The following is a 23,435-nucleotide window of genomic DNA, read 5'->3' on the forward strand; positions in this document are numbered from 1 at the left end:
CGCTGTTCAGCAACGACGGCGGGCTGCGCGGTCTATGGGTGGGACGCTCGAATGGCGGTTTGCTGACCCGGCTTTTCGACTCGAACTGGAGGGTTCCACCAAATGAGTGCTCCCACGATGACACACAAATTGGCGGCGGAGACCGTCGGCACGTTCTGGCTCGTCCTCGGCGGCTGCGGCGCAGCGGTCTTTGCTGCCAACCCCAGCGAGAACACCTCTGTCGGCATCGGATTCCTCGGTGTCGCAATCGCTTTCGGCCTCACCGTGCTGACAGGCGTCTACGCGTTCGGCAGCATCTCCGGCGGTCATTTCAATCCGGCAGTCACCCTCGGTGCGGCGCTGGCCCGCCGGATCGAGTGGAAGGCGCTGCCCGCCTACTGGGTCGCCCAGGTCGTCGGCGGACTGATCGCCGGCGGGGTGATCTTCTGGATCGGCAGCGGGCAGAAGGGCTGGTCCGCAACCGGGAACATGGCGGCGAACGGTTTCGGTGACCACTCACCGGAACATTTCGGCCTGGTGTCGGTGCTCATCACCGAAATCGTCCTGACCGCGATGTTCCTGTTCGTGATCCTGGGCTCCACGGATGCCCGGGCACCCAAGGGGTTCGCCGGCCTGTCCATCGGCCTGTCCCTGACCCTGATCCACCTGATCTCGATTCCGATCTCCAACACCTCGGTCAACCCCGCCCGCTCCACCGCCGTGGCCTTCTTCAACGGCAACGGGGCGCCGACGCAGCTGTGGGTGTTCTGGTTGGCACCGCTGGTCGGAGCCGCGGTCGCCGGTGTCGCCTACCCGCTGCTGTTCGGTAAGGCCGACGAATAGATCGGGACTAGATTTCCTTCAGGTTTGGAATCGCCTGGCGCGCACCGAATCTCGGGTTGCGCGCCAGGCCACTGACCTCCAGCAGCCGCACCGCCCGATGCCGGTGCGGCCGCAGGGGCGCCAGCAGTTCGACCATCTCGGCGTCATCGATCGGGCGCCCCAAGAGGGTCCAGCCGACCATCTTGGCCAGGTGGTAATCGCCGACCGAGAGGGCGTCGGCGTCGCCGAAGGCGCGTTGCACGGTCTCGGCCGCCGTCCAGAGCCCGACGCCCGGCAACGACATCAGCGCCGTCGTGGCGGTATCCGGCGTCAGTCGCTCCAGCGCATCGGCTCGCTGCGCGCAGCCGACCAGGGTCCGGGCCCGGCCGGGATCGACGTTGGCCCGGTGAAATTCCCAGGACGGAACACGCCGCCAGGCGTCGGCGGTCGGAGGCAGCCGCATCCCGGCCGGCGCCGGGCCGGGCGGCGGGGCGCCGTACTTGGTGGTCAGCTTGTGGAACGCGCTCCACGCATCGATGCCGTGCACCCGCTGTTCGAGGATCGCGGGCACCAGCGCCTCCAGTACCCGGCCGGTCCGGCCCAACCGCAGGTGCGGAGCTCGGCGCCAGGCTTCGGCGATGGTCGGTTCGGTCGGCGCGAATCCCGTCGGGTCGTCGTCGGCGCCGATCAGCCCCGGCAACCGGTCGAGGAACTCCGCGGCGCCGTCGCCCCAGACCTCGCAGTCGACGGTATCGAGCCGCGGAGAGCTGAGCCGTGCTGTCACCCCGCCGGTGCGCATCAGGCTGGTGCGCCAGATGACGCCGTCGACGGTCCGGAAGGTCGGGTCGGACCCGCCGCGGCGCAGCGGCGACAACGTCAGGCCCAGGCCGGCCGGGCCGTCCAGGACCAGGCTGGCGGTGGGCACGGGTTCAGGTTAGGCGGGGCGCACCACGATGTCGGCCTTCTGCGGATAGAACGCCACCCGGCCGGCGATCTCCGCCACCGCCGGGTACGGCTGTTCGTAGGTCCAGATGGCGTCCTCGACGTCGCCAACGTGGTAGTAGCCGGCGTCACCCTTGTATGGGCAGTAGCTGGTGGTGGTGCTCCGGGTGAGCACCGATTGGTCGACATCCGCCAACGGAAGATATTGCACCGCTGGATAATTCGACTCTTGCAAGGTGATCGCGTCAGTCGTGTCGGCAACCACACGTCCGTCGACCGTGACGGTGACGCGCCCGCCGGTCGGCGTGATCGTGATGGGGTGAGCCGCACTGGGCTGCAGCACGGGGCGCTCGGTCATGCTCATTGCAACACCTTTCTCGGCAGCGCCGATTCCCGACATGACGCTGGGCCTGTCACGAGTGACAGGCCCAGTCATCAGACGGCAACTACTGACGGATTACAACGCAATCCAGATGCCGAAGAACCAGAAACCCCACGCCAGGAATCCTGGGTCCCACACCGGGTACACGGTGTAGCCCCAGTAATCGAACGGCGGAGGCGGCGGTGCCCACGGCGGCGGCGCCACCCAGATGATCTGCGGTCTCGGCGGCGGTCCCCAGCCCCACGGCCCCGGACCATGGCCCCATGGTGGCGGGCCATGGCGCCAGTGCCAGTCGCCAGGACCCGGATCGCCGGGGCGGGGATGCCAATTCCCCTGGTCCCCCGGATGCCAGTTCCCTTGATCACCTGGGTGCCAGTCATCGTGATTACCCGGGTTACCGGGCGGCGGCCCACCGGGACCGCCAGGACCGCCGGGGTTTCCGGGCGGACCGCCAGGGTTTCCAGGTGGTCCGCCGGGGTTTCCAGGTGGTCCGCCGGGGTTTCCGGGCGGACCGCCGCTACCTGGTCCATGCCCATTGCCGGGACCGTTGCACACCTGCATCGGCGGGCAGGGCGGTCCAGGCTTCGCCTGCGCGATATTGACTCCCAATCCCATAATCGCCGCGCTCACCCCACTGGTGAGCGCAGTCGCTACCACGAATGTTTTTTTGCTCATATCAACCCAACTCCTTCGTTGGAAGGTGCCGTCAAGCGGTATATCGCCGGGATACCCCCAATCGGTTACCGGCAGAATCGCGCATTCTTGTTGCGCCGCCGACAATTACCGCTTGCCAGAACCCTTGCCGGTCTGTCTACGATCGCCCCATGACCGCACAGGGCCCTGCCACCGTCACCGCTGCCATCGAGATCGCCGCCAGCCCGTCAGCTGTGTACGCGTTGCTCACCGATTTGCCCACGCTGGCAGCGCTGGCCGAGGAGGCTCACACCATGGAGTGGCAGAAGGGATCGTCGGCTGCCCCCGGATCGGTGTTCAAGGGGTACAACCGCAACGGCTCGAAGACGTGGACCACCAGCTGCACCGTCACCGAAGCCGAGCCAGGCAAGACGTTCGGCTTCGCCGTGAAGTCTTCGATCGTGCCCATCGCACACTGGCGCTACGACATCGCCGAGACGGCGAGCGGCTGCCGCGTCGTCGAATCCACCTGGGACAACCGACCCGGCCTGTTGAAGATATTCGCCAGCACGCTCACCGGTGTCGCCGACCGCGATGCGGCCAATGCGGAAAACATCCGGTTGACGCTCGAGCGCCTGAAGGCCCGCGCCGAAGTCGCCTAGCCGTCAGGCTCAGCGGTCAGCCCCACGAATACCGGTGGTACTGCGACATATAACGCATCCCGGGCACGGCGCGCATGACCGCAGCCATCACGCGCAGCCCCGTCGGCAGCAGGTCGTAGCCGTCGGTGTCGAAGGCCGACACCCACGACAGCAACCGCAGCCCCGGCACCGCTGACAGCACGTCGCCCGGGCCGTCCATGGCCCACTTCAACGTCGCGCCGGAACGGCGGACCACCCCGTTGGTCCACTGGAGTTTCACGCCGAGCCGGCTGAAAGCGTCGAATTGCAGTTCGCCGCTTGGGAAATGCGTCACGATGCGGCGCAGCAGCGCCTGCCCGTCGGCCTCACTCAGGTACATCGTGAGCCCCTCGGCGAGCATCAGCACCGGGCGATCTGTGGGGATATCGGCCAGCCACGCCGGGTCCGTCACCGACGCGGACACGATGTGGCAGTGCTCACGGGCCGGATACAGCTTGCGTCGCAGATCAGCGACCTCCGGGTAGTCGATGTCGTACCAGTCGACGCCAGGCCCCGGATCCAGCCGGTAGTACCTGCTGTCCAGCCCACAACCCAGGTGCAGCACAACGGCTTCCGGATGCACGGCGAGGAACTGCCGGGCCGTCTTGTCGAAATATGCGGACCGTAGGGTGACCCCCGGCGAGTTGGCCGCCGTGATCGTGGTCTGCGACCAGTCGTAGTCGATACGAGCAACGACATCCCTGGCGTAGGTGTCGTGCAGCACCGACTTCGGCAGGTCGGCGTCGAGCGCCTTGCCGTACAGCGTGGCCAGCATGGTCTGCGGCGCACCGGTCAGGTCCACCTGCAATCTGTCCGTCATGGCTTCGACGCTAACCGTGACCCACACCGTTGCGCCACGACTTAACGCCGCACGGCGCGTTGTTCAGCCCTTGAACTTCTGGGCTTGGCGGGCCTTTCGGAGGCCGACCCAGAATCGCGCGGCGTCCCGCACCGCGTCCTCCACCGGCCTTGGCTCCCAACCCAATTCGTTCCTGGCCTTCGTGCAGTCGACCGGCGCCTCGGCGCGCATCAGGCGCAGCGACGCCAGCGACATGTGCTCGTCGCTGCCCTTGAGCCGGCCTTTGATCGTGCCCATGGTGGCGAGGGCGTACGTCACCGGCAGCGAGAGCGACTTGGCCGGCGCCGGTACCCCCGCCTCGGCTGCGGCGATCCGCGCCACCTCGGCATTGCTGATCAACTTGTCGGAGATCAGGTATCGCTCGCCGGGCCGGCCCTTGTCGGCCGCCAGGATCAGCGCGCGTGCGGCGTCGTTGACGTCGACCGCTTCCAGCTCGATGCCGCTCATCACGAACGGCAGCTTCCCGAATGCGGCGCCGGCGATGATGGCGCCGTGCGGCGTGCGGCCCCAGTCCGTGCCGCCGTAGGTGGTGGACACGCACATCGCGACGGCCGGCAGCCCGCGTTCCCGGGCGTACTCCAGCACCAGTTTCTCGGCCTGCACGCGCGAGCGCACGTACGGCGGCAGCGTGCGCTCGTCGGCGATGTCGTCCTCGGTGGAGACGAGGCCGCGCTTGCGTCCCACCGTGGCGTAGCTGCTGGTGAAGACGAATTTCTTGAGGCACGAGGCGATTTCAGGTTCGACCGCGACGTTCAGTACGTTCCGGGTGCCCTCGACGTTGGTGCGGAACAACGGTGACGGGTCCCGGAGCCAGCCGCGGGTGTCGACCACGCAGTAGTAGACGACGTCGGCTCCGGTCATCGCGGCCCGGAGGGTGTCGTTGTCCCAGATGTCGCCCTCGTAGCGGGTCACGTCGAGGTCGTCGATGCCGATGGTGTTGGCGCCGGCCCGCACCATGACCCGTACGTCCTCCCCGGCCGCCACCAGCTGCCGGGTCACGTGCGAACCGAGGTAGCCGTTGGCCCCGACGACGAGGACCGTCACCGGCGTCCCCTGCCACCGAACTTGTGCATCCACTCCTGCGCCACCTCAGGCAGCGTGCCCAGTGCTTCGGCTTTCTTGCACCACGCCATGGTGGTCTCGAGGAACTTCATGGGGTTGTAGATGTCTTCTTGCTTGCTCCACAGGCCGTCACCTGCGTACGTCATGATCGAGATGTTGGTGGCGCCGATGATGGTGCCGTCGCCGGGATCGCGCATGGGGTTGTCGAGCTCGCAGATGACGCGGCCGGTGGCCTCGTCGTAGACCTTCCACAGCGACGGGAACGACGTCATGTAGCTGCCCGGGAAGTTCTCCATGGTGTTCCAGATCCAGGGCCGCACTTCCTCGCGCCCGTGCATGGTGCCCATGGCGTGCTCGATGTACAGCACGTCCTCGGTGTAGTGGTCGGTCCACGGATCCCAGTCGCGGGTCTGGGCGGCGCGGTCCACGGTCTGCTCGAAGACGTCGAATGCCGCGATGAGTTCCTCGCGGCTGAAGGTGTTGCCCGTCACAGGAAAACTAGAACACGTTCTAGTGGCGTTTGTCGAGCACTTGCGCAGTCGCCGGGAGTTCGGTTCTCTGGAGTCAAAGCGAGGAGACGTACATGACCGACACTGCGACCGCGATCCTGGCGGGCGGCTGCTTCTGGGGGATGCAGGACCTGATCCGCAAGCAGCCGGGAGTGCTGACCACGCGGGTCGGCTACACCGGCGGAACCAACGATCACCCGACCTATCGCAACCACCCCGGCCACGCCGAGGCCGTCGAGATCGTCTACGACCCCAGCCAGACCGACTTCCGGGCGCTGCTGGAGTTCTTCTTCCAGATCCATGACCCGTCGACCGTGAACCGGCAGGGCAACGACGTCGGTACGAGCTACCGCTCGGCGATCTTCTACACCGACGACGAGCAGAAGCGCGTCGCCGAGGACACCATCGCCGACGTCGACGCCTCCGGCCTGTGGCCCGGCAAGGTGGTCACCGAGGTGACGCCGGCAGTCCCGTTCTGGGAGGCCGAACCCGAGCACCAGGACTACCTGGAGCGCATCCCCAACGGTTACACCTGCCACTTCCCGCGGCCGGGCTGGAAGCTGCCCAAGCGAGCGTGATTTGTGCACGATTTTCCGCGCCTGCCGCGGATTTTCGTGCACGAATCACACGGTGGCGGCGCGCTCGGTGATCAGCCGGGCGACCAGCTCGGGATGCTGATCGGGCAGCCAGTGGTTGGCGCCCGCCACGATCTCGAACTTGTACGGCGCGTGGACGAACTGCTCGGTCAGCAGGGCGCCCTTGCGCCCGAGGGCGATATCGCCGTCGCTCCAGATGTAGGTGGTCGGCCGGGTTACCGGGGTGAACGCCGATTTCGGGTTCACGAACGGCATGGCGCGGTACCAGTTGAGTGCAGTGGTCAGCGCCCCGCTGTCGAATACCTCGGCGCGCGTGACGGCCAGCGCTGCATCGGTCATTCCGCTGCGCGGCATGGCCAGTTGCGCGAATCGTTCGCCGAGCCACGGCAGTTGGAAGATCAGCATGTAGTACGAGTGCAGCGCCTGGGTGCCGACGGCCATCGCCTTCAGGAAGGCACCCGTGTGGGGCACCGACACCGCGGTCAGGGTGCGCACCAACTCCGGTCTCGTCGCGGTCAGCGCCCAGGCGATGGCTGCGCCCCAGTCGTGCCCGACCACGTGCACCGGTCCACCGACCAGGTCGATCAGTGCCGCGACGTCACCGGTCAGTCTGGGGATCGTGTACTGCCGCCGGCCCTTCGGCCGGGCACCGGGCGAATAGCCGCGCTGGTTGGGCGCAAGCGTCCGGAAACCGTTGGCGTGCAACAGCTCCGACACCGCCGCCCAGGATTCTGCGGTCTGCGGAAAGCCGTGCAACAACACCACGACGTCGCCGTCGATGGGGCCCGAATCGACCACGTCGAAGGTCAGTCCGTCGTTGCGGTACTGCGAAATCCGTTCGGTCACAGCATGAACCTACAGCGGGTTGGCGCGGCGGCGTAGGGTCACGCGACCACCGTCTTTCGGCGTATAGGCGACGCCACGCGAGAAGATCTTCTCCCCCGGTGCGCTGTTGACCTGAATCGCGAAATGTCGCAGCACCGTCCGCAGCACGACGTCCATCTCGACCTGCGCGAACACCGCTCCGACGCAGCGCCTGGTGCCGCCGCCGAACGGCAGGAACGCCGGCGGCGGCCGGTGCCCGACGAAACGCTCCGGGCTGAACCGCTCAGGGTCGGCGAATTCCTTTGCGTCCTCATGCATGTGGTCGATGGCGACGATGATCGAGAAGCCGCGCGGGATGCCCCATTCGCCGAGCTGGAACACCGGGGCGTACACGTGCCGACCGGCGAAATCGATGATGGTGCGGATGCGTTGCACCTCCAGCAGCACGGCCTGACGGTACTCGTCGGTCTCGCCCGTCTTCACCTCGTCTTCGAGCCGCCGCAGCACCTCGGGGTGCCGGGAGATCCGTTCGAAGGCCCACGCCAGGGTGGCCGCGGTGGTCTCATGGCCGGCGGCGAGCAGCGTCAGCAGTTCGTCGGCAATGTCGCTGCGGGACATCGCCGTACCGTCCTCGTAGGTACTGCGGAGCAGCAGCGCCAGCACGTCGTCGCGGCTCTCGAGATCGGGATCGGCGGCTACCGCGTCGATCAGTCTGCCGACCACCTCGTCGTACTGGCGCCGGTACTCGGCCAGCCGGCCCCACGGTGAGAATCGGCCGTAGGTCCGCTGCGGCATGGGCAGCACGGCGAGGCGCGACCCCAGGGTCACCCACGGCGGGATGATCCGCCGCAGTTCGTCGAGATGATGGCCGTCAGCACCGAACACCGCGCGCAGGATGGCGTTGAGGGTGATGTGCATCATCGGTTCGAGCGTCGGGAATGACTTCCCCTCGGGCCAGGAGGCCGCCGCGCGCAGCGTCTCCTCTTCGAAGATGCGCTCGTAGTTCTTGATGCTCTTGCCGTGGAATGGCGGGGTCAGCAGCTTGCGGCGCAGCCGGTGCTCGGAGCCGTCGAGCGCGAACACCGATCCGCTGCCGAGTACTCGGGACAGGTTCGGCTGGATGTTGCCGACGTCGGCGGAGTTCGCCGCGAACAGCTGCTTGGCCAGTTGCGGGTCGGTCACCATCACGGCGCGACCGAAAACCGGTACATCACAGGTGAATACCGGGCCGACCCGCGGGACCACTCGGTTGACGAACTTGCGCCGATTGGTCGCGAACGCCACACCCTGGAGAAGCTTGGGGACTCCGGTCGCCGGCGGCAAGTGGATCGCCGGGGCACACTCGGTGAGTTCAGCGGTGACGGTCTCTGTCATGGCACGCTCCAAGCCACTGATTACGCGGTACCACGGTGTACCACGAGGTTGTCCGGTACGGTACCGGCTAGTACCACAGGTAGGCAAGGGTTTTGGGAGACAGATGGCAGTCGGCGAGGTCAACGCGGCACAATCGGGTGCACAGCCGTTCCGCGGGCGGCTGCTCGACGGGCTCGCCACCTCGCTGGCCACCCGCGGATACCGGGACACGACCGTCGCCGACATCGTCCGCAACGCCAAGACCTCCAAGCGCACGTTCTACGACCAGTTCGCCAGCAAGGAAGAGTGCTTCGTCGAGCTGCTGCGCTCCAACAACGAGGACCTCATCGCGCGAATCCGCGCTGCCATCGACCCCGACGCCGACTGGGCACAGCAGGTGCGCAACGCAGTCGACGCGTACGTCGCGCACATCGCCTCCCGGCCCGCGATCACCCTGAGCTGGATCCGCGAAGCGCCGGCCCTCGGCGACGTGGCGCTGCCGCTGAACCGGCACGCCATGGAGCAACTCACCGACATGGTCGTCGACCTCAGCAGCGGCGCGGGATTTCAGCGCGCGGGCCTGTCCCCGATCAGCCGTCCAGTGGCCCTGATCCTGCTCGGGGGTTTCCGCGAACTCACCGCACTGCTCGTCGAGGACGGCCGCGACGTCGCGGATCTCACCGAGCCCGCGCTCACCGCGGCGCTCGCGATCCTGGGTGCCAGGTCGTCAGCGCAGCATCAGCCGGGCTGACTTCTCCAGCCGCTCGGCGATCTCGTCGTACGACGTGAACCCCATCCCGGCGCGGACCAGCGCGCCCGAATAGAGCATCTCCAGCGACTCGATGACGTCCTCGTCCACGTCCGGGCCGAGTGCCGCGGCGAGCCGGGAGCGAATATCCCCGGCGATGCGCTGGCGCAGCACCTCGACGTCCGGGTCGCGCCCGAGCAGCGCGTTGGTCACGGCACCCGCGAACTCCGGCTCGTCGATCACCAGTAGCGCGATGTGCCGCAGCACCTCGGTCACCCGGGTGGCGGGATCATCGGAGTCGTGCGCCGCGGCCGGCGATGCCGCCAACCGACGCCAGAACACCTCGGCGACCAGATGTTCTTTCGATGAGAAGTAGGTGTAGGCCGTCGCCGCGCCGACCCCGGCATCGGCCGCGACCCGACGGACCGTCAGACCCGAAAAGCCCTCACGGCGCAGCAGATCGAGGGCGGCACGGCTCAGCCGGTCGACCGTATCGGCCTGCTTGGCCGTCAAACGGCGCCGGGTGGGCTCAAGCGCCTGTTCAGACACGTGTCCGGACGCTACGGCACCGGACGTGGCGCAGCAACCGGTCTACCGTGGACACATGCGGGCGTTGATCGTCGTCGACGTGCAGAACGACTTCTGCGAGGGCGGTTCTCTCGCGGTGTCCGGCGGCAGCGCCGTGGCCCGCGCGATCACCGGTCTGCTGGCCGCCAGCGAGTATCACCACGTCGTGGCCACGGCCGACCATCACATCGACCCCGGTGCGCATTTCTCCGACGAACCCGACTACCTGACGTCGTGGCCGCCGCACTGCGTCGCCGGAACCGCGGGCGAACAGTTCCACCCCGATCTGGATGTGACCGCGGTCGAGGCCGTCTTCCGCAAAGGCCGGTACTCCGCGGCATACAGCGGGTTCGAAGGGGCCGATGGCGCCGGCACCCCGCTGGCGGACTGGCTGCGCGCCCGCGGTGTCGACGAGGTCGACGTGGTCGGTATCGCCACCGACTACTGCGTCAAGGCGACGGCTGCCGACGCCGCCAAGGCCGGTTTCCGCACCCGGGTGCTGCTCGACTACACCGCCGGCGTCTCTGCCGACGGCACCGCGAATGCCGTTGCCGCCCTGAAAGATTCCGGCGTGACGGTGGTCTAGTCCGTCGGATCCACCGGCCGGCCCGACCACCGCGGCAGTCGCCCCGCCTGCATCGCCCGCACGCCTTCCTTAGCGTCGTCGTGTGCCATCACGGCGCGGTGAATCTCGGTCTCCCGCTCCCCCACCTCGTCCCGCGACAGCTCGAAGGAATCCCAGAGCAGCCGCTTGCTGGCCGCCACCGACATCGGCGCGGTGTTGTCCGCGATGTCACGGGCCACCGCCAGCGCGGCCGGCAGCACCTCATCGGCGGGCAGCACCCGGCTGGCGATGCCCAGCTCCGCCGCGCGGTGACCATCGAAAGTTGCTCCGGTCAAAAGGATTTCGGCGGCCCGCGCGATGCCGACCAGACGGGGCAGCGCCCAGTGCGAGTAGGCGTCCCCGACCACGCCGCGGCGCACCTGCACGACGCCGTACCGCGCGTCAGCGGCGAAAATCCGGATATCGCACTGCAGTGCCAGGGTCAGCCCCAACCCGATCGCGTGCCCGTTGACCGCCGCGATGACCGGCTTGCTCAACGACCACGCCGGGACCGGGATGCCGGCCGCACTGAAATCCGGGCCGGGCTCGGCGAAGGTCTGGTCTCCCGCGGCCAGGTCGGCACCGGCGCAGAACGCCGGCGGTGCCCCGGTCAGCACGATGACGCGGACGTCGTCGGCCTCGTTGCAGCGGGTATAGGCGTCGGCGAGTTCGTCGCGCATCCCGTCGCCAAAAGCGTTGCGCCGCTCCGGCCGGTTCAGCGTCACCGTCACCACACCGCCGTCGAACTCCGTCAGCAACGTGCGGTATCCGGGGAACACCGCCCGAGTAAACCACGCCGCTGCAATACCTCTGTAACAGAGGTATTGTGGACATGTGCCCGCCCGCGTTGACCTCACCACCGACCTGTTCCACACTGTCGGCCGGTTCCGCAGGCAACTGCGCCGGACCGCCGGAGGGAGCTTCGCGGGCGTCACCCAGTCACAGGCCGAGCTGCTCCGGCTCGTCGGCCGCCAACCCGGCATCTCGGTACGCGAGGCTGCAGAGGAACTGGGTCTGGCCGCCAACACCGCGTCGACGCTGGTTTCGAAGCTGACCGCCGACAACCTCCTGGTCCGCAGCACCGACCCCGGCGACCGCCGGATCGGCCGGCTCCAGCTGACCGAACCCGCCCAACAACTCGCCGACCAGACCCGTGCCGCCCGCCGGTCGGCACTCGGCGCTGTGCTGAACCAACTCGACGACGAGCAGATCGACGATCTGACAAAAGGATTGAACGTTTTGGCCGAGATGACCCGCATGCTTCAGGAGAGTCAGCCATGAGCACTCCCGCCATCGAATGCGACCACGTCACCCACCACTACGGCGACTTCACCGCGATCGACGACCTGAGTCTGACCGTCGCCGTGGGTGAAACCATGGGGTTACTGGGTCCCAACGGGGCCGGCAAGACCACGCTGGTGCGGCTACTCACCACGCTGACGCCGGTGGAGGACGGGCAGGTGCGCATCTTCGGACTCGATACGAGACGCCGCACCATGGACATTCGCCAGAACCTCGGTTATGTGCCGCAACAGCTTTCGATCGAGTCGGCCCTCACCGGGCGCCAGAATGTCGACCTGTTCGCCCGTCTCTACGACGTGCCGCGGCGGGAGCGCCGAGCCAGGGTCGACGACGCGCTCCGCGCCATGCAGCTGCTTGAGGTCGCCGATCGCCCCGCCAAGACATTCTCCGGCGGCATGGTCCGCCGACTCGAGTTGGCACAGGCCCTGGTGAACCGGCCCTCGCTGTTGATCCTCGATGAGCCGACGGTCGGCCTGGATCCCATTGCCCGCGACAGCGTTTGGACCCAGGTGGCGAACATGCAGGAGGAATTCGGGATGACGGTCCTGCTCACCACTCACTACATGGAGGAGGCCGACGCTTTGTGCGACCGGGTGGCCCTCATGCACCGCGGCACGTTGCAGGCCGCCGGTTCCCCCACGGATCTGAAAGCACAACTCGGCCCGTCGGCCAGTCTCGAGGACGTCTTCCGACACCACGCCGGATCCGATTTATCGGGCGAGGCCGCTGGCGATGCTGACCGCCAGTCCATGCAGGAAGTCCGCGCCGGAAGGAGGGCGGCCCGCCGTGTCAGTTGACGTCGAACTGGTCCTCGCGCCCCGCGGCGCCCGGCGCATCGGTGGCCTGGCCCGGCGTATGGGTGCGTTTGCTCTCGTCGAGTTGCAGAAGCTGCGGTACGACCGCACCGAATTGGTCACCCGGATGGTGCAGCCCGCGCTGTGGCTGCTCATCTTCGGCCAAACGTTCTCACGGCTGCACGTCATCAACACCGGCAATGTGCCATATCTGGCCTTCCTGGCGCCCGGCATCATCGCGCAATCGGCGCTGTTCATCTCGATCTTCTACGGCATCCAGATCGTCTGGGACCGGGACGCCGGCATCTTGGCCAAACTGATGGTGACTCCGTCACCGGCGTCGGCATTGATCACCGGAAAGGCCTTCGCCGCGGGAGTCCGATCGATAGCCCAGGTGATCGGAGTCCTGCTGATCGCCCTGCTGATGGGCATCCATCTGACGTTCAACCCGCTGCGCATCCTGGCCGCCATGGCGGTGGTGATGCTCGGGTCGGCGTTCTTCTCTTGCCTGTCAATGACTTTGGCGGGACTGGTCCGTAACCGTGACCGCCTGATGGGCATCGGCCAGGCCATCACCATGCCGCTGTTCTTCGCCTCCAACGCGCTGTATCCGGTGGACATCATGCCGGGCTGGCTGCACGCGTTGTCCACGGTGAACCCGCTGTCCTATGAGGTGAACGCCCTGCGCTCACTACTACTGGGCACCCCGGGCAACACCCTGCTGGACGTCACGGTCCTGGCCGTCGCCGCAGTGCTCGGCATCGCCGCGGCATCGGCGCTACTGCGCCGCCTGGTCCGGTGACACACCCGTTGAGGCATCATCGCGGCACGACGGTCATCGGCAGTCCGCCCTTGAGCCCCATCGACATCCGGTACTGGCGCCGTATCCGGTATCCCGGCTCGAGAGTCAACCGATACCGCCGATAGGCGGTCGCGATGGTCAGCACCCCTTCGATGTAGGCCATGTTCTTGCCCAGGCACATGCGCTGCCCGCGGCCGAACGGGACCAAGGCGCGCACGTCGTTGTTGGCGGTGTCCTTGAACCGGTCCGGGTTGAATCGGTGCGGTTCCGACCAGAACCTGGGGTCGTGTTGCATCGCCAATGACGAGTACAGAACCGTTGTCCCGCTTGCGATGTGGCAACCGCCGATCTCATCGTCGACCACCGCGGTCTTGGGATTGATCACCAGACCGCCCTGCATGCGTTGCGCTTCGTCGAAACAGGCCCGCACGAACGGCAGCTTGCTCATGTCATCGAATGTCACGCGGCCGGACCCCAGCGCATCGACCTCGGCGACCACCCGCTCCTCGATGTCGGGATGCTGGGCCAGCAGCGCGAACGTCCACGCCAGCGCTGCCGCCGTCGTCTCGTGGCCGCCGACGACCATGCCCATCATCTCCGTGGCGATCTTCTCGTTCTCCAACGGTGTGCCGTCGTCGTAGGTGGCGTTCACCAGCAGACTGAGGATGTCCCCGCGTCCCGTGGGGTGCCGCCGGCGGGTCTCGATCACGTGGTCGGCGGCAGCCAATCCGGCGTTGAGCAGGGCCGCGGCCTTGCGCTGGAACGGCCTTGGCACCCAACCCGGCAATGACGACATCGCCACGCGCACGGTCGTGGCGAGCATGACCGGTATCGCAATGCTGCTGGACAACCCCAGTAGTCGCGGCGATAGGTACTCGTCGAACATCGCATTGAACAGTGCCGCCAACGCGAGTTCACGGGTCTTTTCTTCGATGTCGACGACGCCGTCGTGGCCGGCCGCATCGGCCCAGCCACCGACTTGCTCGCTGATCGATTGGGTGAACAGATCCCCGAGCGCACCCAGGTTCTTGTGGGTGAAACTGGGTCGATACAACGACCGCCCGCGCTGCCATTCGGCGTCGTCCGCGAAGGCGAAGAAGTTGTGCCCCAATTCCGGCGGCACCATCTGCGCTGCCACCATGTCCGAACGTCGGTACCTATCAGCATGTTTGACCAGAATGTGATCGATGTGGTCCGGATGGCTGATGTACACGACCTTGGCGAACGGTGCGGGAACGGTGACGACGTCGCCGAATTTCTTCGTCAGCTCCAGCGGGTAGAACCACGGGTCGCGCAGCAGCTGCGCGAAAGTGGCGTATCTTCCGACGCCGGTCGGCCCGGGTGGCGGAGCGCTGAGTCCAGATGTCTCCTGCGGCAACATAACTGACATGCCTCAGACCCCGCTGACCGACAAGACGCCGTGGCGGCCACGCGCGTGTTCATCGCGGAGTTGTCGCAGTTCCGGTATCTGCAGCAGCGCATAGGTGGCACTGATCGAGGTGGCGATCACCATCACGGCAGCCGCCCACACGACCGGTGCCGGCGCGGACGACTGCACGGCCTGGTAGGCAGGCCAGCTCACCCCGACGATGTACCCGATGGTGGTCGCCGGAATGAAGAGCACCAGCCACCAAATCCGCGCGCCCGTAAGGTATTTCGCGGCGAAGTAGATCACCACGCCGTACACCGGCAAGAGCGTCGTGTTCTGCACGATCGAGTACAACGGAATGCCGAGCACCCGCGTCGGATTGTCGCCGTAATAGGCGATGATGCCGAAGTGGTGCCAGGCCATTTCCAGCACGATCTCCGGAATCCCGACATACACCGCGGACAGCACGAAGATGTCCCGCAGGGACCTGCCGTTCTGTAGGTACCGATACGCCAGGTAGCCGCCGAACGCCACGTAGGTCGAAGCACCGACCAAGATGAATGCCGGCATGCGATGGCCCATCACCGTGTAGCCGAACCACGGGATGTCGTTGGCATAAACGATGGCGCCGACGAAATCGCCGAGCGGTTCGATGTTCGCCGCGATCGTGCCGGCGATCACCAGCACCAACGGTAGGACCTCGCGTCGCCGCGCCAAGCGCCACAATGCCCACCCCAACGCGGCGGCGAAGCCGCCGTACGCCGCGACGTGAATCAGCCACGCCATCGCCTGATTGGCGTGCAGCACCGGCGCGACCGGCACCCCACCCTCACCCGGCGACAAAGCGCCGGCCAGTTTGACTACATCTGTTGTCACCATAAACATGTCCCTAGAGTCACTCAATGAGGGACATTAGTCAATACCCAACTCGAGCGCGTTCGAGTGCCGGCGGAAAGCGCCGTGACATCATCGGTCGCATGCCCGCTGACGAGCCATCTGACGGACCGGAGGCGCTGATCGCCCTGGCTCTGTTGGGTGACACCGATGCCACCGAGCCCGAATTGACCGCGTCGGACGTCAAGATCCTCGACGCCACGATGTACGTGCTGGGCACACACGGAGAACAAGCGCTGACCATCGATCTGGTCGCCAAGCGCGCGCAGATGTCGCGCAAAACGGTGTTCCGGCGCTTCGGGAGCAAACAGAATCTGCTGCACGCCGCCAATCGGCGCGGCGTCGCCACGGTGCTGCGTGACGTGGCGCAAAAGGCCCAAGCAGCAGCCACGGCGCTGGAATGCGCGACAGCCGTGGGCGCCAGCCTGGTCGTCCACTCGACGAAAATGCCTGCGGTGCTTCGCTTCGTCCAAGTGGAGCCCGAGGCGGTCATCCAGCTGTGGCGCGACGGCGACCGCCCCGGCCAGACGCTGGGGCGGGTTTTCCTCTCACACTTGCTGCAGGATCAACATCTCGACGACCCGCTGTCGCCGGGCCACGCCGATTTCGTCGCCGATGTCGTGATACGCGTGGTCATGTCACTGGTTCTCGTACCGGACGCCGGATATGTCGACTCCGCTTGCGGTGGGCGCGAGCGCTACCTCGAGGCGATCATCGGGCCACTCGTCGAACGCTGTTCGAGCACCTAGTCGGTTCTCATCTGACGCCTAGGCGGCGCGGGTTGACTCGTTGTCATGAAGCACGACATCGTCGCGGTCGTCCTGGACGCCGGCACCGACGCGGGACTGGCCACCGCCCACAGCCTGCTGGCGGACGGACACCGAGTGGTGGTCACCGCCCGGCAGCCCGGCGCACTCGTCCGCATCACCCACGGCTACCCCGCCGATCGCGTCTACGCGTTGGCCGCCGACACCCACGATCGGCGCCAGTTCGATCAGGTGCTGGCCCTGACCCGTACCCGGTTCGGCCGCGTCGACATGATCGTCGACCCCAAGCTGTATCGATCAGTCGTGCCGGCGTCGGCCTGAATCCTGTTAGGTTCGAGCCAATCGGCCAAGAATGGCCACAGATTGGAGCGAACGTTGCGCAACGCCCTCAAGATCGCTGCAGCCGTCTTCACCGTCGCGGCGGTCTCCGCCGCCGCGACCGAAACCCTGGCCGGCTCCCCGGCCACCATTCCGTTCATCCCGACGGGCATCAGCCAATCGGCCAGCAGCGTCGGCTTCGCCGATTCCGACGTCTACGGCATGAATGCCGAGGACATCAACCACACCTTCGACCTGATGTCGGCGACCGGCGTGCGCACCGTCCGCATCATCATTCCGTGGGCCGGCATCGAGGGCACCCAGGGCAGCTTCAACTGGGGTCAGGTCGACACCGTCGTCGGTGCGGCCAACGCCCACCACATGTCGGTAGTCGGCGCGATCGTCGCCACGCCCGCTTGGGCGGTGGCGGCCGGTGCCCTCCCGATCAGCAGCCCGCCGGCCTCCGCCGCGGTGTACGGCGATTTCGCCGGCGCGGTGGCCGCCCACTACCGGGGCCGCGTGGACGCCTACGAAATCTGGAACGAGCCCAACGCCGTGATGTCCTGGACGTCCGGTCCACAGGGCCCCGAGCCCGCCGTCTACGCCGACATGCTCAAGGCGTCGTACCCGAAGATCAAGGCCGCCGATCGCGGCGCGGTCGTCATCGGCGGTGTGGTCGGCGCCGTGGTGTCCTTCGGCTCGCTGACCTTGGACCCGGTGACCTTCATCCAGCGCATGTACGGCGCCGGGGCGGCCGGTTCGTTCGACGCGCTGTCCTTCCACCCGTATCACTACAACCTCAAGTTCTCGGCGGGCGCCGGCGTGCCCAACTCGCCGCTGAGCCAGACCGACGGCATCCACCAGGCCATGGCCGCCAACGGTGACGGCGGCAAGAAGATCTGGGCCACCGAGTACGGCGAGCCCAACTCCGCCGTCGACGAGGCCACCCAGGCCGACTACATCCGCGACTTCCTGGCCAAGTGGCGCACCCTGCCCTACGCCGGCCCGGCGTACATCTACACCACGCGCGACCGCAACACCGGCAGCTCGAACCCCGAGGAATCCATCGGCGTCTACCGCTCCGACTGGACCCCGAAGCCGGCTCAGGCGGCCGTGAAGGCCATGACCTAACCGCTGACGATGTTCGCGATCGCGCCCAACGGCAGGTCCAGCCAATGCGGCCGGTGCCGGGCCTCGTACCCGGCTTCGTACACCGCCTTGTCGAGTTCGTAGGCGGTCAGTAGGTCAGCGTCGGCATCCGTTCCGCCGCCCTCGGCGTAGCCCGCGCAGAACGCCGTCCGGTTACGGTCGGCCCACTCGCGGGCGCGCGCGGCGAGCTGCTTGCGCCGCTGGTCGTTACCGCCGCCTTCGGTCAGCCGCTGGAACGCCGCGTACTGATAGGACCGCAGGACGCCCGCGACGTCGCGCAGCGGCGAGTCCGGTGCCCGGCGCTGTTCCAGCGACTGTCCGGGCTCGCCTTCGAAATCGATCAGCAGCCAGGTCTCGGGGGTGCGCAGCACCTGGCCCAGATGCAGGTCGCCGTGAATCCGCTGCACCGTGATCGGCTGCCCCTCGAGCGCGCGGTAGCGCGCCTCGATGGCCGCGGCGAACTCGCGGACCTGCGGCACCGACGCCGTCACCTCTGCCAGCCGCTCCAGCATCGTCGCCACGGGGAACAGCGCGGTGGCGGTGCCCAGCTCCGCGGCCAGCGTGGCGTGCACCGCTGCGACGGCCTGCCCCAGCCGCTCCGACTCCCCCGCGAAGTCGCCACCTACCTCGTCGGCGTACAGGTCCCCTTCGGCGTACAGATCCCGAGTGCTGGCGACGGCCATGTCCCAACCCTCGGCGGCGTTGTCGGCGAATCGGGCCACCATGCCCAATGCCGTCTCCGGGCCGCCCTCCAGCGACATCGTCCCCAGCAGCGGCGCCACGTGCGGACTGCCGGCCCGGCTCAGCACCCGGGTCAGCTCGATGTCGGGATTCACGCCGGGCGTGACGCGGCGGAACAGTTTGAGGATCGCGACCTCGTCGAACACCACGCTGGTGTTGCTCTGCTCGGCGCTGACCACCCGCGACGGTGCCCCCACCGGCAGCTCCGCTCCCGGCTCCGCCGCGAAAGCAACGGGACCGACCGTCGCAGACTCCGCGATCAGGCCCAACAGCAGGTTCGCGACCTCGGGGTCACCCATGGCATCGAACGCGGTATCGCCGTCCATCAGCCGGCGCAGCACCAACTGGTACCGCTCGCCGGGGCCGTCGCCGTAGCTGACGTCCAGCAGCACGAGGTCGACGTCGTCGCCCAGCGCCACCACCAACGCCGGTTCGGCGCCGGTCAGCTCGCGGTTGCGGCCGGCATACCAGCGCTGCTGGGTCAGGTATTCGATCAATTGCGGATCCATCACGCCTCCTCACCGACGGGCGCGCGCAACGAGAACCAGTAGAAACCATGCCCGGGCAGTGTCAACAGATACGGCAGTTCCCCGATGCGGGGGAACTCAACCCGGCCCGTCAGTTCAACCGGGGTGTAACCGTTCCAATGCTGCAGGTTCAGTTCGATCGGCTGGGGAAAACGGGACAGATTGTTGACGCACAAGACGATGTCACCGTCGAGTTCACGCACGTACGTCAGCGCCGACGGGTTGGGCCCGCCGAGTTCGCGGAAGGAGCCGACGGCGAACGCATCGTGTCGCCGCCGCACCGCGAGCATGGTGCGCGTCCAGTTGAGCAGGGAATTCGTGCTGTCGCGCTGAGCTTCGACATTCACCGCCTGATAGCCGTACACGGGGTCCTGACTCGGCGGCACGTACAGCCGCCCGGGGTTGGCGGTGGAGAACCCGGCATTGCGGTCGGCCGTCCACTGCATCGGGGTCCGCACGCCGTCCCGGTCACCCAGCCAGATGATGTCGCCCATCCCGATCTCGTCGCCGTAGTACAGCACCGGCGAGCCGGGCAGTGACAGCAGCATCGCGGTGAACAGTTCGGTCTGGTTGCGGTCGTTCTCCAGCAGCGGCGCCAGGCGCCGGCGGATGCCGACATTGGCCTTCATTCGCGGATCCTTGGCGTACTCGGCGTACATGTAGTCGCGCTCTTCGTCGGTGACCATCTCCAGGGTCAGCTCGTCGTGGTTGCGCAGGAAGATGCCCCATTGAGCGAGGTCGGGTATGGGTGGGGTCTGGGCCAGAATCTCCGAGATCGGGAAGCGGGACTCCCGGCGAACCGCCATGAAAATCCTTGGCATCAACGGGAAATGGAAGGCCATGTGGCATTCGTCGCCGCCCGTCTCCGGATCGCCGAAATATGCGACGACGTCCGCCGGCCACTGATTGGCCTCCGCCAGCAGCACCCGTCCCGGGAACTCGTCGTCGATCACCTTGCGGCAGCGCTTGAGGAAGGCATGGGTCTCGGGCAGGTTCTCGCAGTTGGTGCCCTCGCGCTCGAACAGGTACGGCACCGCGTCCAACCGGAAGCCGTCGATGCCCAGGCCCAGCCAGAAGCGCAGCACGTCGATCATCGCTTCCTGCACAGCGGGGTTGTCGTAGTTCAGGTCGGGCTGGTGGGAGAAGAAGCGGTGCCAGTAGAACTGCTTGCGCACCGCGTCGAAGGTCCAGTTGGATTCCTCGGTGTCGACGAAGATGACGCGCGCGTCGGTGTACTTCTCGCTGGTGTCGCTCCAGACGTAGTAGTCGCCGTAGGGCCCGGTGGGGTCGCGGCGGGACTCCTGGAACCACGCGTGGGTGTCCGAGGTGTGGTTCATCACCAGGTCGGTGATGACCCGGATGCCGCGCCGGTGCGCCGCGTCGAGCAGGGCGACGAAGTCCTCGACGGTCCCGAATTCGGGCAGCACCTTGTAGAAGTCGCGGATGTCGTAACCGCCGTCGCGCAGCGGCGAATCGTAGAAAGGCGGCAACCAAATACAGTCGACACCAAGCCATTTCAAGTAGTCGAGTCGTTCTGTCAGGCCCCGGAGGTCGCCGGAGCCGTCAGCGTCTGAGTCGTAGAAGGCGCGGACCAACACCTCATAGAAAACCGCGCGCTTGAACCAGGTGCGGTCCTCGGGGAGGACCCGCGCATGTCCGAAGTCCGCGGCGCTTGGATGTTCCACGCCACCGTTGGAGGCGTCCATCGACAACCAACGTACCCGCGTCGCAGTAGGGTGCAAACGTGGCGACACGCGATCATGGTGACCCAGGTGATGCCCCGACGATCCCGCCGCCGTTGGCTGAAATCGTCAATCCGACCCGGCCGTCGGCCGCAGAGGAGGCCCGCACCATCGCGGCCTCGACCAACACCGGAACCCTCGCGACCCTGACCGCGGACGGCGACCCGTGGGCGTCGATGGTGACCTATGGGCTGCTCGACGGCGCACCGGTGCTGTGCGTGTCGAATCTGGCCGAGCACGGCCGCAACCTCGCCGGCGACCAGCGGGCCAGCATCTCGATCATCGCGGCCAGCACCGACAAGGACCCCCTGGCCGGTGGTCGCGTCACACTGGCCGGACGGGTGGCGCGGCCAGAAGGCGCCGAGCGTGACGCCGCCCGGGACGCCCACGTGACTGCGGTGCCGGCCGCGAAGTACTACATCGACTACAGCGACTTCGCGCTGTGGGTGCTGCATGTCGACCGCGTCCGGTGGGTCGGCGGCTACGGTCGCATGGATTCGACCACGGGCGCGGATTACGCTGCGGCCCAGCCGGATCCGGTGACACCGTCGGCCGCCGGGGCCGTCGCGCACCTGAACGCCGACCATGCCGACTCGCTCGCGGCGATGGCCCGGGTGCTGGGCGGATACCCCGACACCGAGTCCGCGACCTGCACCGGCGCCGACCGGTACGGCCTGGATCTGCGGGTCGACACCGCTCGCGGCATGGCCTACACCCGCATCGGATACGCACAGCCGCTGCAGTCCATCGACGAATTACGTTCAGCGACAGTCGAATTGGCTCGACTGTCCCGCCAGGTTTAGGATTCGCATCATGTCTGATCGCCCGCAGAGCTGGGAAGCCGCATTCGACCTGATCCGCACCCGCGGCTACGAGCGCCGCGAGGAGCCGTTCCGGCTGGCCAGCGGGCAGCTCAGCCACGACTACATCGACGGCAAGTTCGCCATCGACAACGGCGTCAGCCTGACGGTCGTCAGCAAGGCCGTGGCTGAACTCGCCGCACTGCGCGGCATCGAGTTCGACGCGGTCGGCGGCCTGACCATGGGCGCCGACCCGTTGGCGCACGGCGTCGCGATGGTCACCGGCAAGGCCTGGTTCTCGGTCCGCAAGGAACAGAAGGCCCGCGGCCGCGAGCAGTGGATCGAGGGCACCCGCATCGAGCCCGGCACCCGGGTGCTGCTCGTCGACGACGTGATCAGCACCGGCGGCTCGACCGAAATCGCCTACGAGCGCGTCACCTCCGTCGGCGCCGTCGTCACCGGTGTCATCCCGATGGTCGACCGCGGCGACATCGCCACCGAGCGTTTCGCCAAGCGTGGCGTGCCGTTTGCCGCACTGGTCAGCTACCGCGATTTGGGCATCGAACCGGTCCAGGACGTCTAAAGCTTGGGACACGCGCGCCGATACCGAGCAATTGGCGCGAGCCACCCCTAGCATCTGGAAGGTGGCTGACAGCGACGACCCAGAGCGCGATCCATCGCCGGGTGGCGTGCTGGAATCACCCGCTAAGGCGACCGGCGGCGACCCGGACACCGATCCGTTCCGCGCCGTCGACCCTGGCCCGCACGGCACCGGACCGTTTGCCGGCCCGACGACCGGCTCGTTCGTCATCCCCGAACCGGAGCCGACCGGCGACACGTTCGACGCGTTCAACACCAATACCTGGCGGTTCCGCGAACCGCCGCCACCCTGGTATCGCACGAAAGATGCCCGGACGCTGCTGATCGTGGTGGCGGTGGCGGTCGTCGCGCTCGTCGTCTCGCTGGTGGTCCTGGCCACCCGCAAGGATTCCGATTCTGACCAGCCGGCACCGGTGGAACCGGCGACGACAACCACCACGACGACGACAACGACGACCGTCAGCTCGACGCCCAGCCCGGTGCCGCCGCCGCCCCCMCCCCCSMCCSAAGCGCCGCCCGCCGCGGCGCCGCCGGTCTATCACCCGCCGGCCGAGCCGGCCACACCTACCCGCCCACCCGAGATCAACGTGACCCGGATGCCCATGAGCGTCGCCCCGAACCCGCGGCATCGCTGATGTCCGACGCCGCCGCCGAGTTCGCCGCCGCGCCTGTCGCGGTGCTGGCCACGGTTTCCGCCGAAGGCCAGCCACATGTGGTCCCGGTCGTCTTCGCGGTCAGTGGGGACCTGCTCTATACGGCGGTGGACGCCAAGCGGAAGTCGACGCAGCATCTGCGGCGGCTGGACAACATCGCGGCCAACCCGCGCGTGAGCCTGCTCGCCGAGGAATATGACGACGACTGGTCCCAGCTCTGGTGGGCCCGCGCCGACGGCAACGCCACGGTGCACCCGAGCGGCGACGAGATGGCGATCGGCTACTCGCTGCTGCGGGCCAAGTACCACCAGTACGACCGGGTGGCGCTGGACGGCCCGGTGATCCGGGTCGCGATCACCAGATGGAGTTCCTGGCACGCCTGAGTCTTGCGCTTGAGTCTTGTGCCGACGGTCGCG

At 67.3% G+C, this 23,435-nt stretch carries 29 protein-coding genes; 15 read left to right on the forward strand and 14 right to left on the reverse strand.

From position 1 onward, the window contains the following. Window positions 1-117: 117 nt before the first annotated feature. A complete protein-coding gene (gene aqpZ / locus AC1U2B_RS04360; RefSeq protein ID WP_480215822.1) occupies window positions 118-822 on the forward strand; it encodes an aquaporin Z in 705 nt (234 codons plus the stop codon). Window positions 823-829: 7 nt separating this feature from the next. Here aqpZ and AC1U2B_RS04365 read toward each other — a convergent pair whose 3' ends face one another. The 3 genes from AC1U2B_RS04365 to AC1U2B_RS04375 all read right to left on the reverse strand — a co-directional run bounded on the left by AC1U2B_RS04365 (window position 830) and on the right by AC1U2B_RS04375 (window position 2,800). Beyond that, window positions 830-1,726, reverse strand: coding sequence for a DNA-3-methyladenine glycosylase family protein (locus AC1U2B_RS04365; RefSeq protein WP_480215823.1), 897 nt, complete (start codon window positions 1,724-1,726; stop codon window positions 830-832). Between the two features lie 9 nt (window positions 1,727-1,735). Then, a complete protein-coding gene (locus tag AC1U2B_RS04370; RefSeq protein ID WP_260938036.1) occupies window positions 1,736-2,101 on the reverse strand; it encodes a DUF427 domain-containing protein in 366 nt (121 codons plus the stop codon). 99 nt (window positions 2,102-2,200) lie between these two features. Beyond that, entirely contained in the window at window positions 2,201-2,800 is a 600-nt protein-coding gene (locus AC1U2B_RS04375) for a chitin-binding protein (protein ID WP_480215824.1), read from the reverse strand. A gap of 149 nt (window positions 2,801-2,949) precedes the next feature. Here AC1U2B_RS04375 and AC1U2B_RS04380 point away from each other — a divergent pair, with 149 nt between their 5' ends. Next, a complete protein-coding gene (locus tag AC1U2B_RS04380) occupies window positions 2,950-3,420 on the forward strand; it encodes an SRPBCC family protein (protein ID WP_480215825.1) in 471 nt (156 codons plus the stop codon). Window positions 3,421-3,436: 16 nt separating this feature from the next. On the opposite strand, the gene AC1U2B_RS04385 is transcribed toward AC1U2B_RS04380, so the two are convergent. The 3 genes from AC1U2B_RS04385 to AC1U2B_RS04395 form a co-directional block, all read right to left on the reverse strand. Next, complete coding sequence (locus tag AC1U2B_RS04385) at window positions 3,437-4,258, reverse strand: class I SAM-dependent methyltransferase (RefSeq protein ID WP_480215826.1); 822 nt, start codon at window positions 4,256-4,258, stop codon at window positions 3,437-3,439. A gap of 63 nt (window positions 4,259-4,321) precedes the next feature. Beyond that, window positions 4,322-5,341 carry an NAD-dependent epimerase/dehydratase family protein gene (locus AC1U2B_RS04390; RefSeq protein WP_480216056.1) on the reverse strand — a complete coding sequence of 340 codons (1,020 nt, stop codon included), beginning with the start codon at window positions 5,339-5,341 and terminating at the stop codon, window positions 4,322-4,324. Beyond that, window positions 5,338-5,850 carry a nuclear transport factor 2 family protein gene (locus AC1U2B_RS04395; protein ID WP_480215827.1) on the reverse strand — a complete coding sequence of 171 codons (513 nt, stop codon included), beginning with the start codon at window positions 5,848-5,850 and terminating at the stop codon, window positions 5,338-5,340. The genes AC1U2B_RS04390 and AC1U2B_RS04395 overlap by 4 nt, the downstream gene beginning before the upstream one ends. A 92-nt stretch (window positions 5,851-5,942) precedes the next feature. Between AC1U2B_RS04395 and msrA the strand changes: the two genes are divergently transcribed. Further along, the gene (gene msrA / locus AC1U2B_RS04400) at window positions 5,943-6,446 is read left to right on the forward strand and encodes a peptide-methionine (S)-S-oxide reductase MsrA (RefSeq protein ID WP_480215828.1); all 504 of its coding nucleotides are present in this window, start codon (window positions 5,943-5,945) and stop codon (window positions 6,444-6,446) included. Window positions 6,447-6,491: 45 nt separating this feature from the next. Here the strand turns inward: msrA and AC1U2B_RS04405 are convergent, their stop codons facing one another. Continuing rightward, window positions 6,492-7,310, reverse strand: coding sequence for an alpha/beta fold hydrolase (locus AC1U2B_RS04405; protein WP_480215829.1), 819 nt, complete (start codon window positions 7,308-7,310; stop codon window positions 6,492-6,494). Between the two features lie 9 nt (window positions 7,311-7,319). Further along, on the reverse strand, window positions 7,320-8,663 hold the full coding sequence (locus tag AC1U2B_RS04410) for a cytochrome P450 (RefSeq protein WP_480215830.1): 1,344 nt from the start codon (window positions 8,661-8,663) through the stop codon (window positions 7,320-7,322). Window positions 8,664-8,766: 103 nt separating this feature from the next. On the opposite strand from AC1U2B_RS04410, the gene AC1U2B_RS04415 reads away from it, so the two are divergent. Next, on the forward strand, window positions 8,767-9,393 hold the full coding sequence (locus AC1U2B_RS04415) for a TetR/AcrR family transcriptional regulator (protein ID WP_480215831.1): 627 nt from the start codon (window positions 8,767-8,769) through the stop codon (window positions 9,391-9,393). Here the strand turns inward: AC1U2B_RS04415 and AC1U2B_RS04420 are convergent. Then, window positions 9,370-9,939 carry a TetR/AcrR family transcriptional regulator gene (locus AC1U2B_RS04420; protein ID WP_480215832.1) on the reverse strand — a complete coding sequence of 190 codons (570 nt, stop codon included), beginning with the start codon at window positions 9,937-9,939 and terminating at the stop codon, window positions 9,370-9,372. The two genes, AC1U2B_RS04415 and AC1U2B_RS04420, sit on opposite strands and share 24 nt — an antisense overlap. 55 nt (window positions 9,940-9,994) lie before the next feature. On the opposite strand from AC1U2B_RS04420, the gene AC1U2B_RS04425 reads away from it, so the two are divergent. Continuing rightward, the gene (locus AC1U2B_RS04425) at window positions 9,995-10,543 is read left to right on the forward strand and encodes an isochorismatase family protein (protein ID WP_480215833.1); all 549 of its coding nucleotides are present in this window, start codon (window positions 9,995-9,997) and stop codon (window positions 10,541-10,543) included. Here AC1U2B_RS04425 and AC1U2B_RS04430 read toward each other — a convergent pair. Next, window positions 10,540-11,340 carry an enoyl-CoA hydratase/isomerase family protein gene (locus tag AC1U2B_RS04430; protein ID WP_480215834.1) on the reverse strand — a complete coding sequence of 267 codons (801 nt, stop codon included), beginning with the start codon at window positions 11,338-11,340 and terminating at the stop codon, window positions 10,540-10,542. The two genes, AC1U2B_RS04425 and AC1U2B_RS04430, sit on opposite strands and share 4 nt — an antisense overlap. A 55-nt stretch (window positions 11,341-11,395) precedes the next feature. Between AC1U2B_RS04430 and AC1U2B_RS04435 the strand changes: the two genes are divergently transcribed. From AC1U2B_RS04435 to AC1U2B_RS04445, 3 genes are read left to right on the forward strand one after another with little or no spacing between them, the layout of a single operon-like run. Continuing rightward, window positions 11,396-11,842 carry a MarR family winged helix-turn-helix transcriptional regulator gene (locus AC1U2B_RS04435; RefSeq protein WP_480215835.1) on the forward strand — a complete coding sequence of 149 codons (447 nt, stop codon included), beginning with the start codon at window positions 11,396-11,398 and terminating at the stop codon, window positions 11,840-11,842. Beyond that, entirely contained in the window at window positions 11,839-12,660 is an 822-nt protein-coding gene (locus tag AC1U2B_RS04440) for an ATP-binding cassette domain-containing protein (protein WP_480215836.1), read from the forward strand. Before AC1U2B_RS04435 ends, AC1U2B_RS04440 begins: the two co-directional genes overlap by 4 nt. A 58-nt stretch (window positions 12,661-12,718) precedes the next feature. Beyond that, complete coding sequence (locus AC1U2B_RS04445; protein WP_480216057.1) at window positions 12,719-13,459, forward strand: ABC transporter permease; 741 nt, start codon at window positions 12,719-12,721, stop codon at window positions 13,457-13,459. 16 nt (window positions 13,460-13,475) lie between these two features. Here AC1U2B_RS04445 and AC1U2B_RS04450 read toward each other — a convergent pair whose 3' ends face one another. Continuing rightward, a complete protein-coding gene (locus AC1U2B_RS04450; RefSeq protein WP_480215837.1) occupies window positions 13,476-14,849 on the reverse strand; it encodes a cytochrome P450 in 1,374 nt (457 codons plus the stop codon). 3 nt (window positions 14,850-14,852) lie between these two features. Then, window positions 14,853-15,707, reverse strand: coding sequence for a hypothetical protein (locus AC1U2B_RS04455; protein WP_480215838.1), 855 nt, complete (start codon window positions 15,705-15,707; stop codon window positions 14,853-14,855). A 98-nt stretch (window positions 15,708-15,805) separates the two neighbouring features. Here AC1U2B_RS04455 and AC1U2B_RS04460 point away from each other — a divergent pair, with 98 nt between their 5' ends. From AC1U2B_RS04460 to AC1U2B_RS04470, 3 genes are read left to right on the forward strand one after another with little or no spacing between them, the layout of a single operon-like run. Next, on the forward strand, window positions 15,806-16,471 hold the full coding sequence (locus AC1U2B_RS04460; RefSeq protein WP_480215839.1) for a TetR/AcrR family transcriptional regulator: 666 nt from the start codon (window positions 15,806-15,808) through the stop codon (window positions 16,469-16,471). A 45-nt stretch (window positions 16,472-16,516) separates the two neighbouring features. Beyond that, a complete protein-coding gene (locus AC1U2B_RS04465; RefSeq protein WP_480215840.1) occupies window positions 16,517-16,810 on the forward strand; it encodes an SDR family NAD(P)-dependent oxidoreductase in 294 nt (97 codons plus the stop codon). Between the two features lie 54 nt (window positions 16,811-16,864). Beyond that, window positions 16,865-17,938 (forward strand): cellulase family glycosylhydrolase, encoded by a 1,074-nt coding sequence (locus AC1U2B_RS04470; RefSeq protein ID WP_480215841.1) that lies wholly within the window; start codon window positions 16,865-16,867, stop codon window positions 17,936-17,938. Here the strand turns inward: AC1U2B_RS04470 and AC1U2B_RS04475 are convergent. Together AC1U2B_RS04475 and treS are read right to left on the reverse strand one after the other, a co-directional pair. Then, the gene (locus AC1U2B_RS04475) at window positions 17,935-19,206 is read right to left on the reverse strand and encodes a maltokinase N-terminal cap-like domain-containing protein (protein WP_480215842.1); all 1,272 of its coding nucleotides are present in this window, start codon (window positions 19,204-19,206) and stop codon (window positions 17,935-17,937) included. The genes AC1U2B_RS04470 and AC1U2B_RS04475 overlap by 4 nt on opposite strands. Next, the gene (gene treS / locus AC1U2B_RS04480; protein ID WP_480215843.1) at window positions 19,206-20,930 is read right to left on the reverse strand and encodes a maltose alpha-D-glucosyltransferase; all 1,725 of its coding nucleotides are present in this window, start codon (window positions 20,928-20,930) and stop codon (window positions 19,206-19,208) included. The genes AC1U2B_RS04475 and treS overlap by 1 nt, the downstream gene beginning before the upstream one ends. Before the next feature lie 38 nt (window positions 20,931-20,968). On the opposite strand from treS, the gene AC1U2B_RS04485 reads away from it, so the two are divergent. The 4 genes from AC1U2B_RS04485 (at window position 20,969) to AC1U2B_RS04500 (ending at window position 23,402) form a co-directional block, all read left to right on the forward strand. Then, window positions 20,969-21,769 carry a HugZ family pyridoxamine 5'-phosphate oxidase gene (locus AC1U2B_RS04485; RefSeq protein ID WP_480215844.1) on the forward strand — a complete coding sequence of 267 codons (801 nt, stop codon included), beginning with the start codon at window positions 20,969-20,971 and terminating at the stop codon, window positions 21,767-21,769. A 10-nt stretch (window positions 21,770-21,779) separates the two neighbouring features. After that, window positions 21,780-22,349 (forward strand): orotate phosphoribosyltransferase, encoded by a 570-nt coding sequence (locus AC1U2B_RS04490; protein WP_043402363.1) that lies wholly within the window; start codon window positions 21,780-21,782, stop codon window positions 22,347-22,349. Between the two features lie 61 nt (window positions 22,350-22,410). Continuing rightward, window positions 22,411-23,001 (forward strand): hypothetical protein, encoded by a 591-nt coding sequence (locus AC1U2B_RS04495; protein WP_480215845.1) that lies wholly within the window; start codon window positions 22,411-22,413, stop codon window positions 22,999-23,001. After that, window positions 23,001-23,402 (forward strand): TIGR03668 family PPOX class F420-dependent oxidoreductase, encoded by a 402-nt coding sequence (locus AC1U2B_RS04500; RefSeq protein ID WP_043402360.1) that lies wholly within the window; start codon window positions 23,001-23,003, stop codon window positions 23,400-23,402. Before AC1U2B_RS04495 ends, AC1U2B_RS04500 begins: the two co-directional genes overlap by 1 nt. Window positions 23,403-23,435: the final 33 nt, after the last annotated feature.

The organism is Mycolicibacterium sp. P4_G11 (assembly GCF_056555145.1).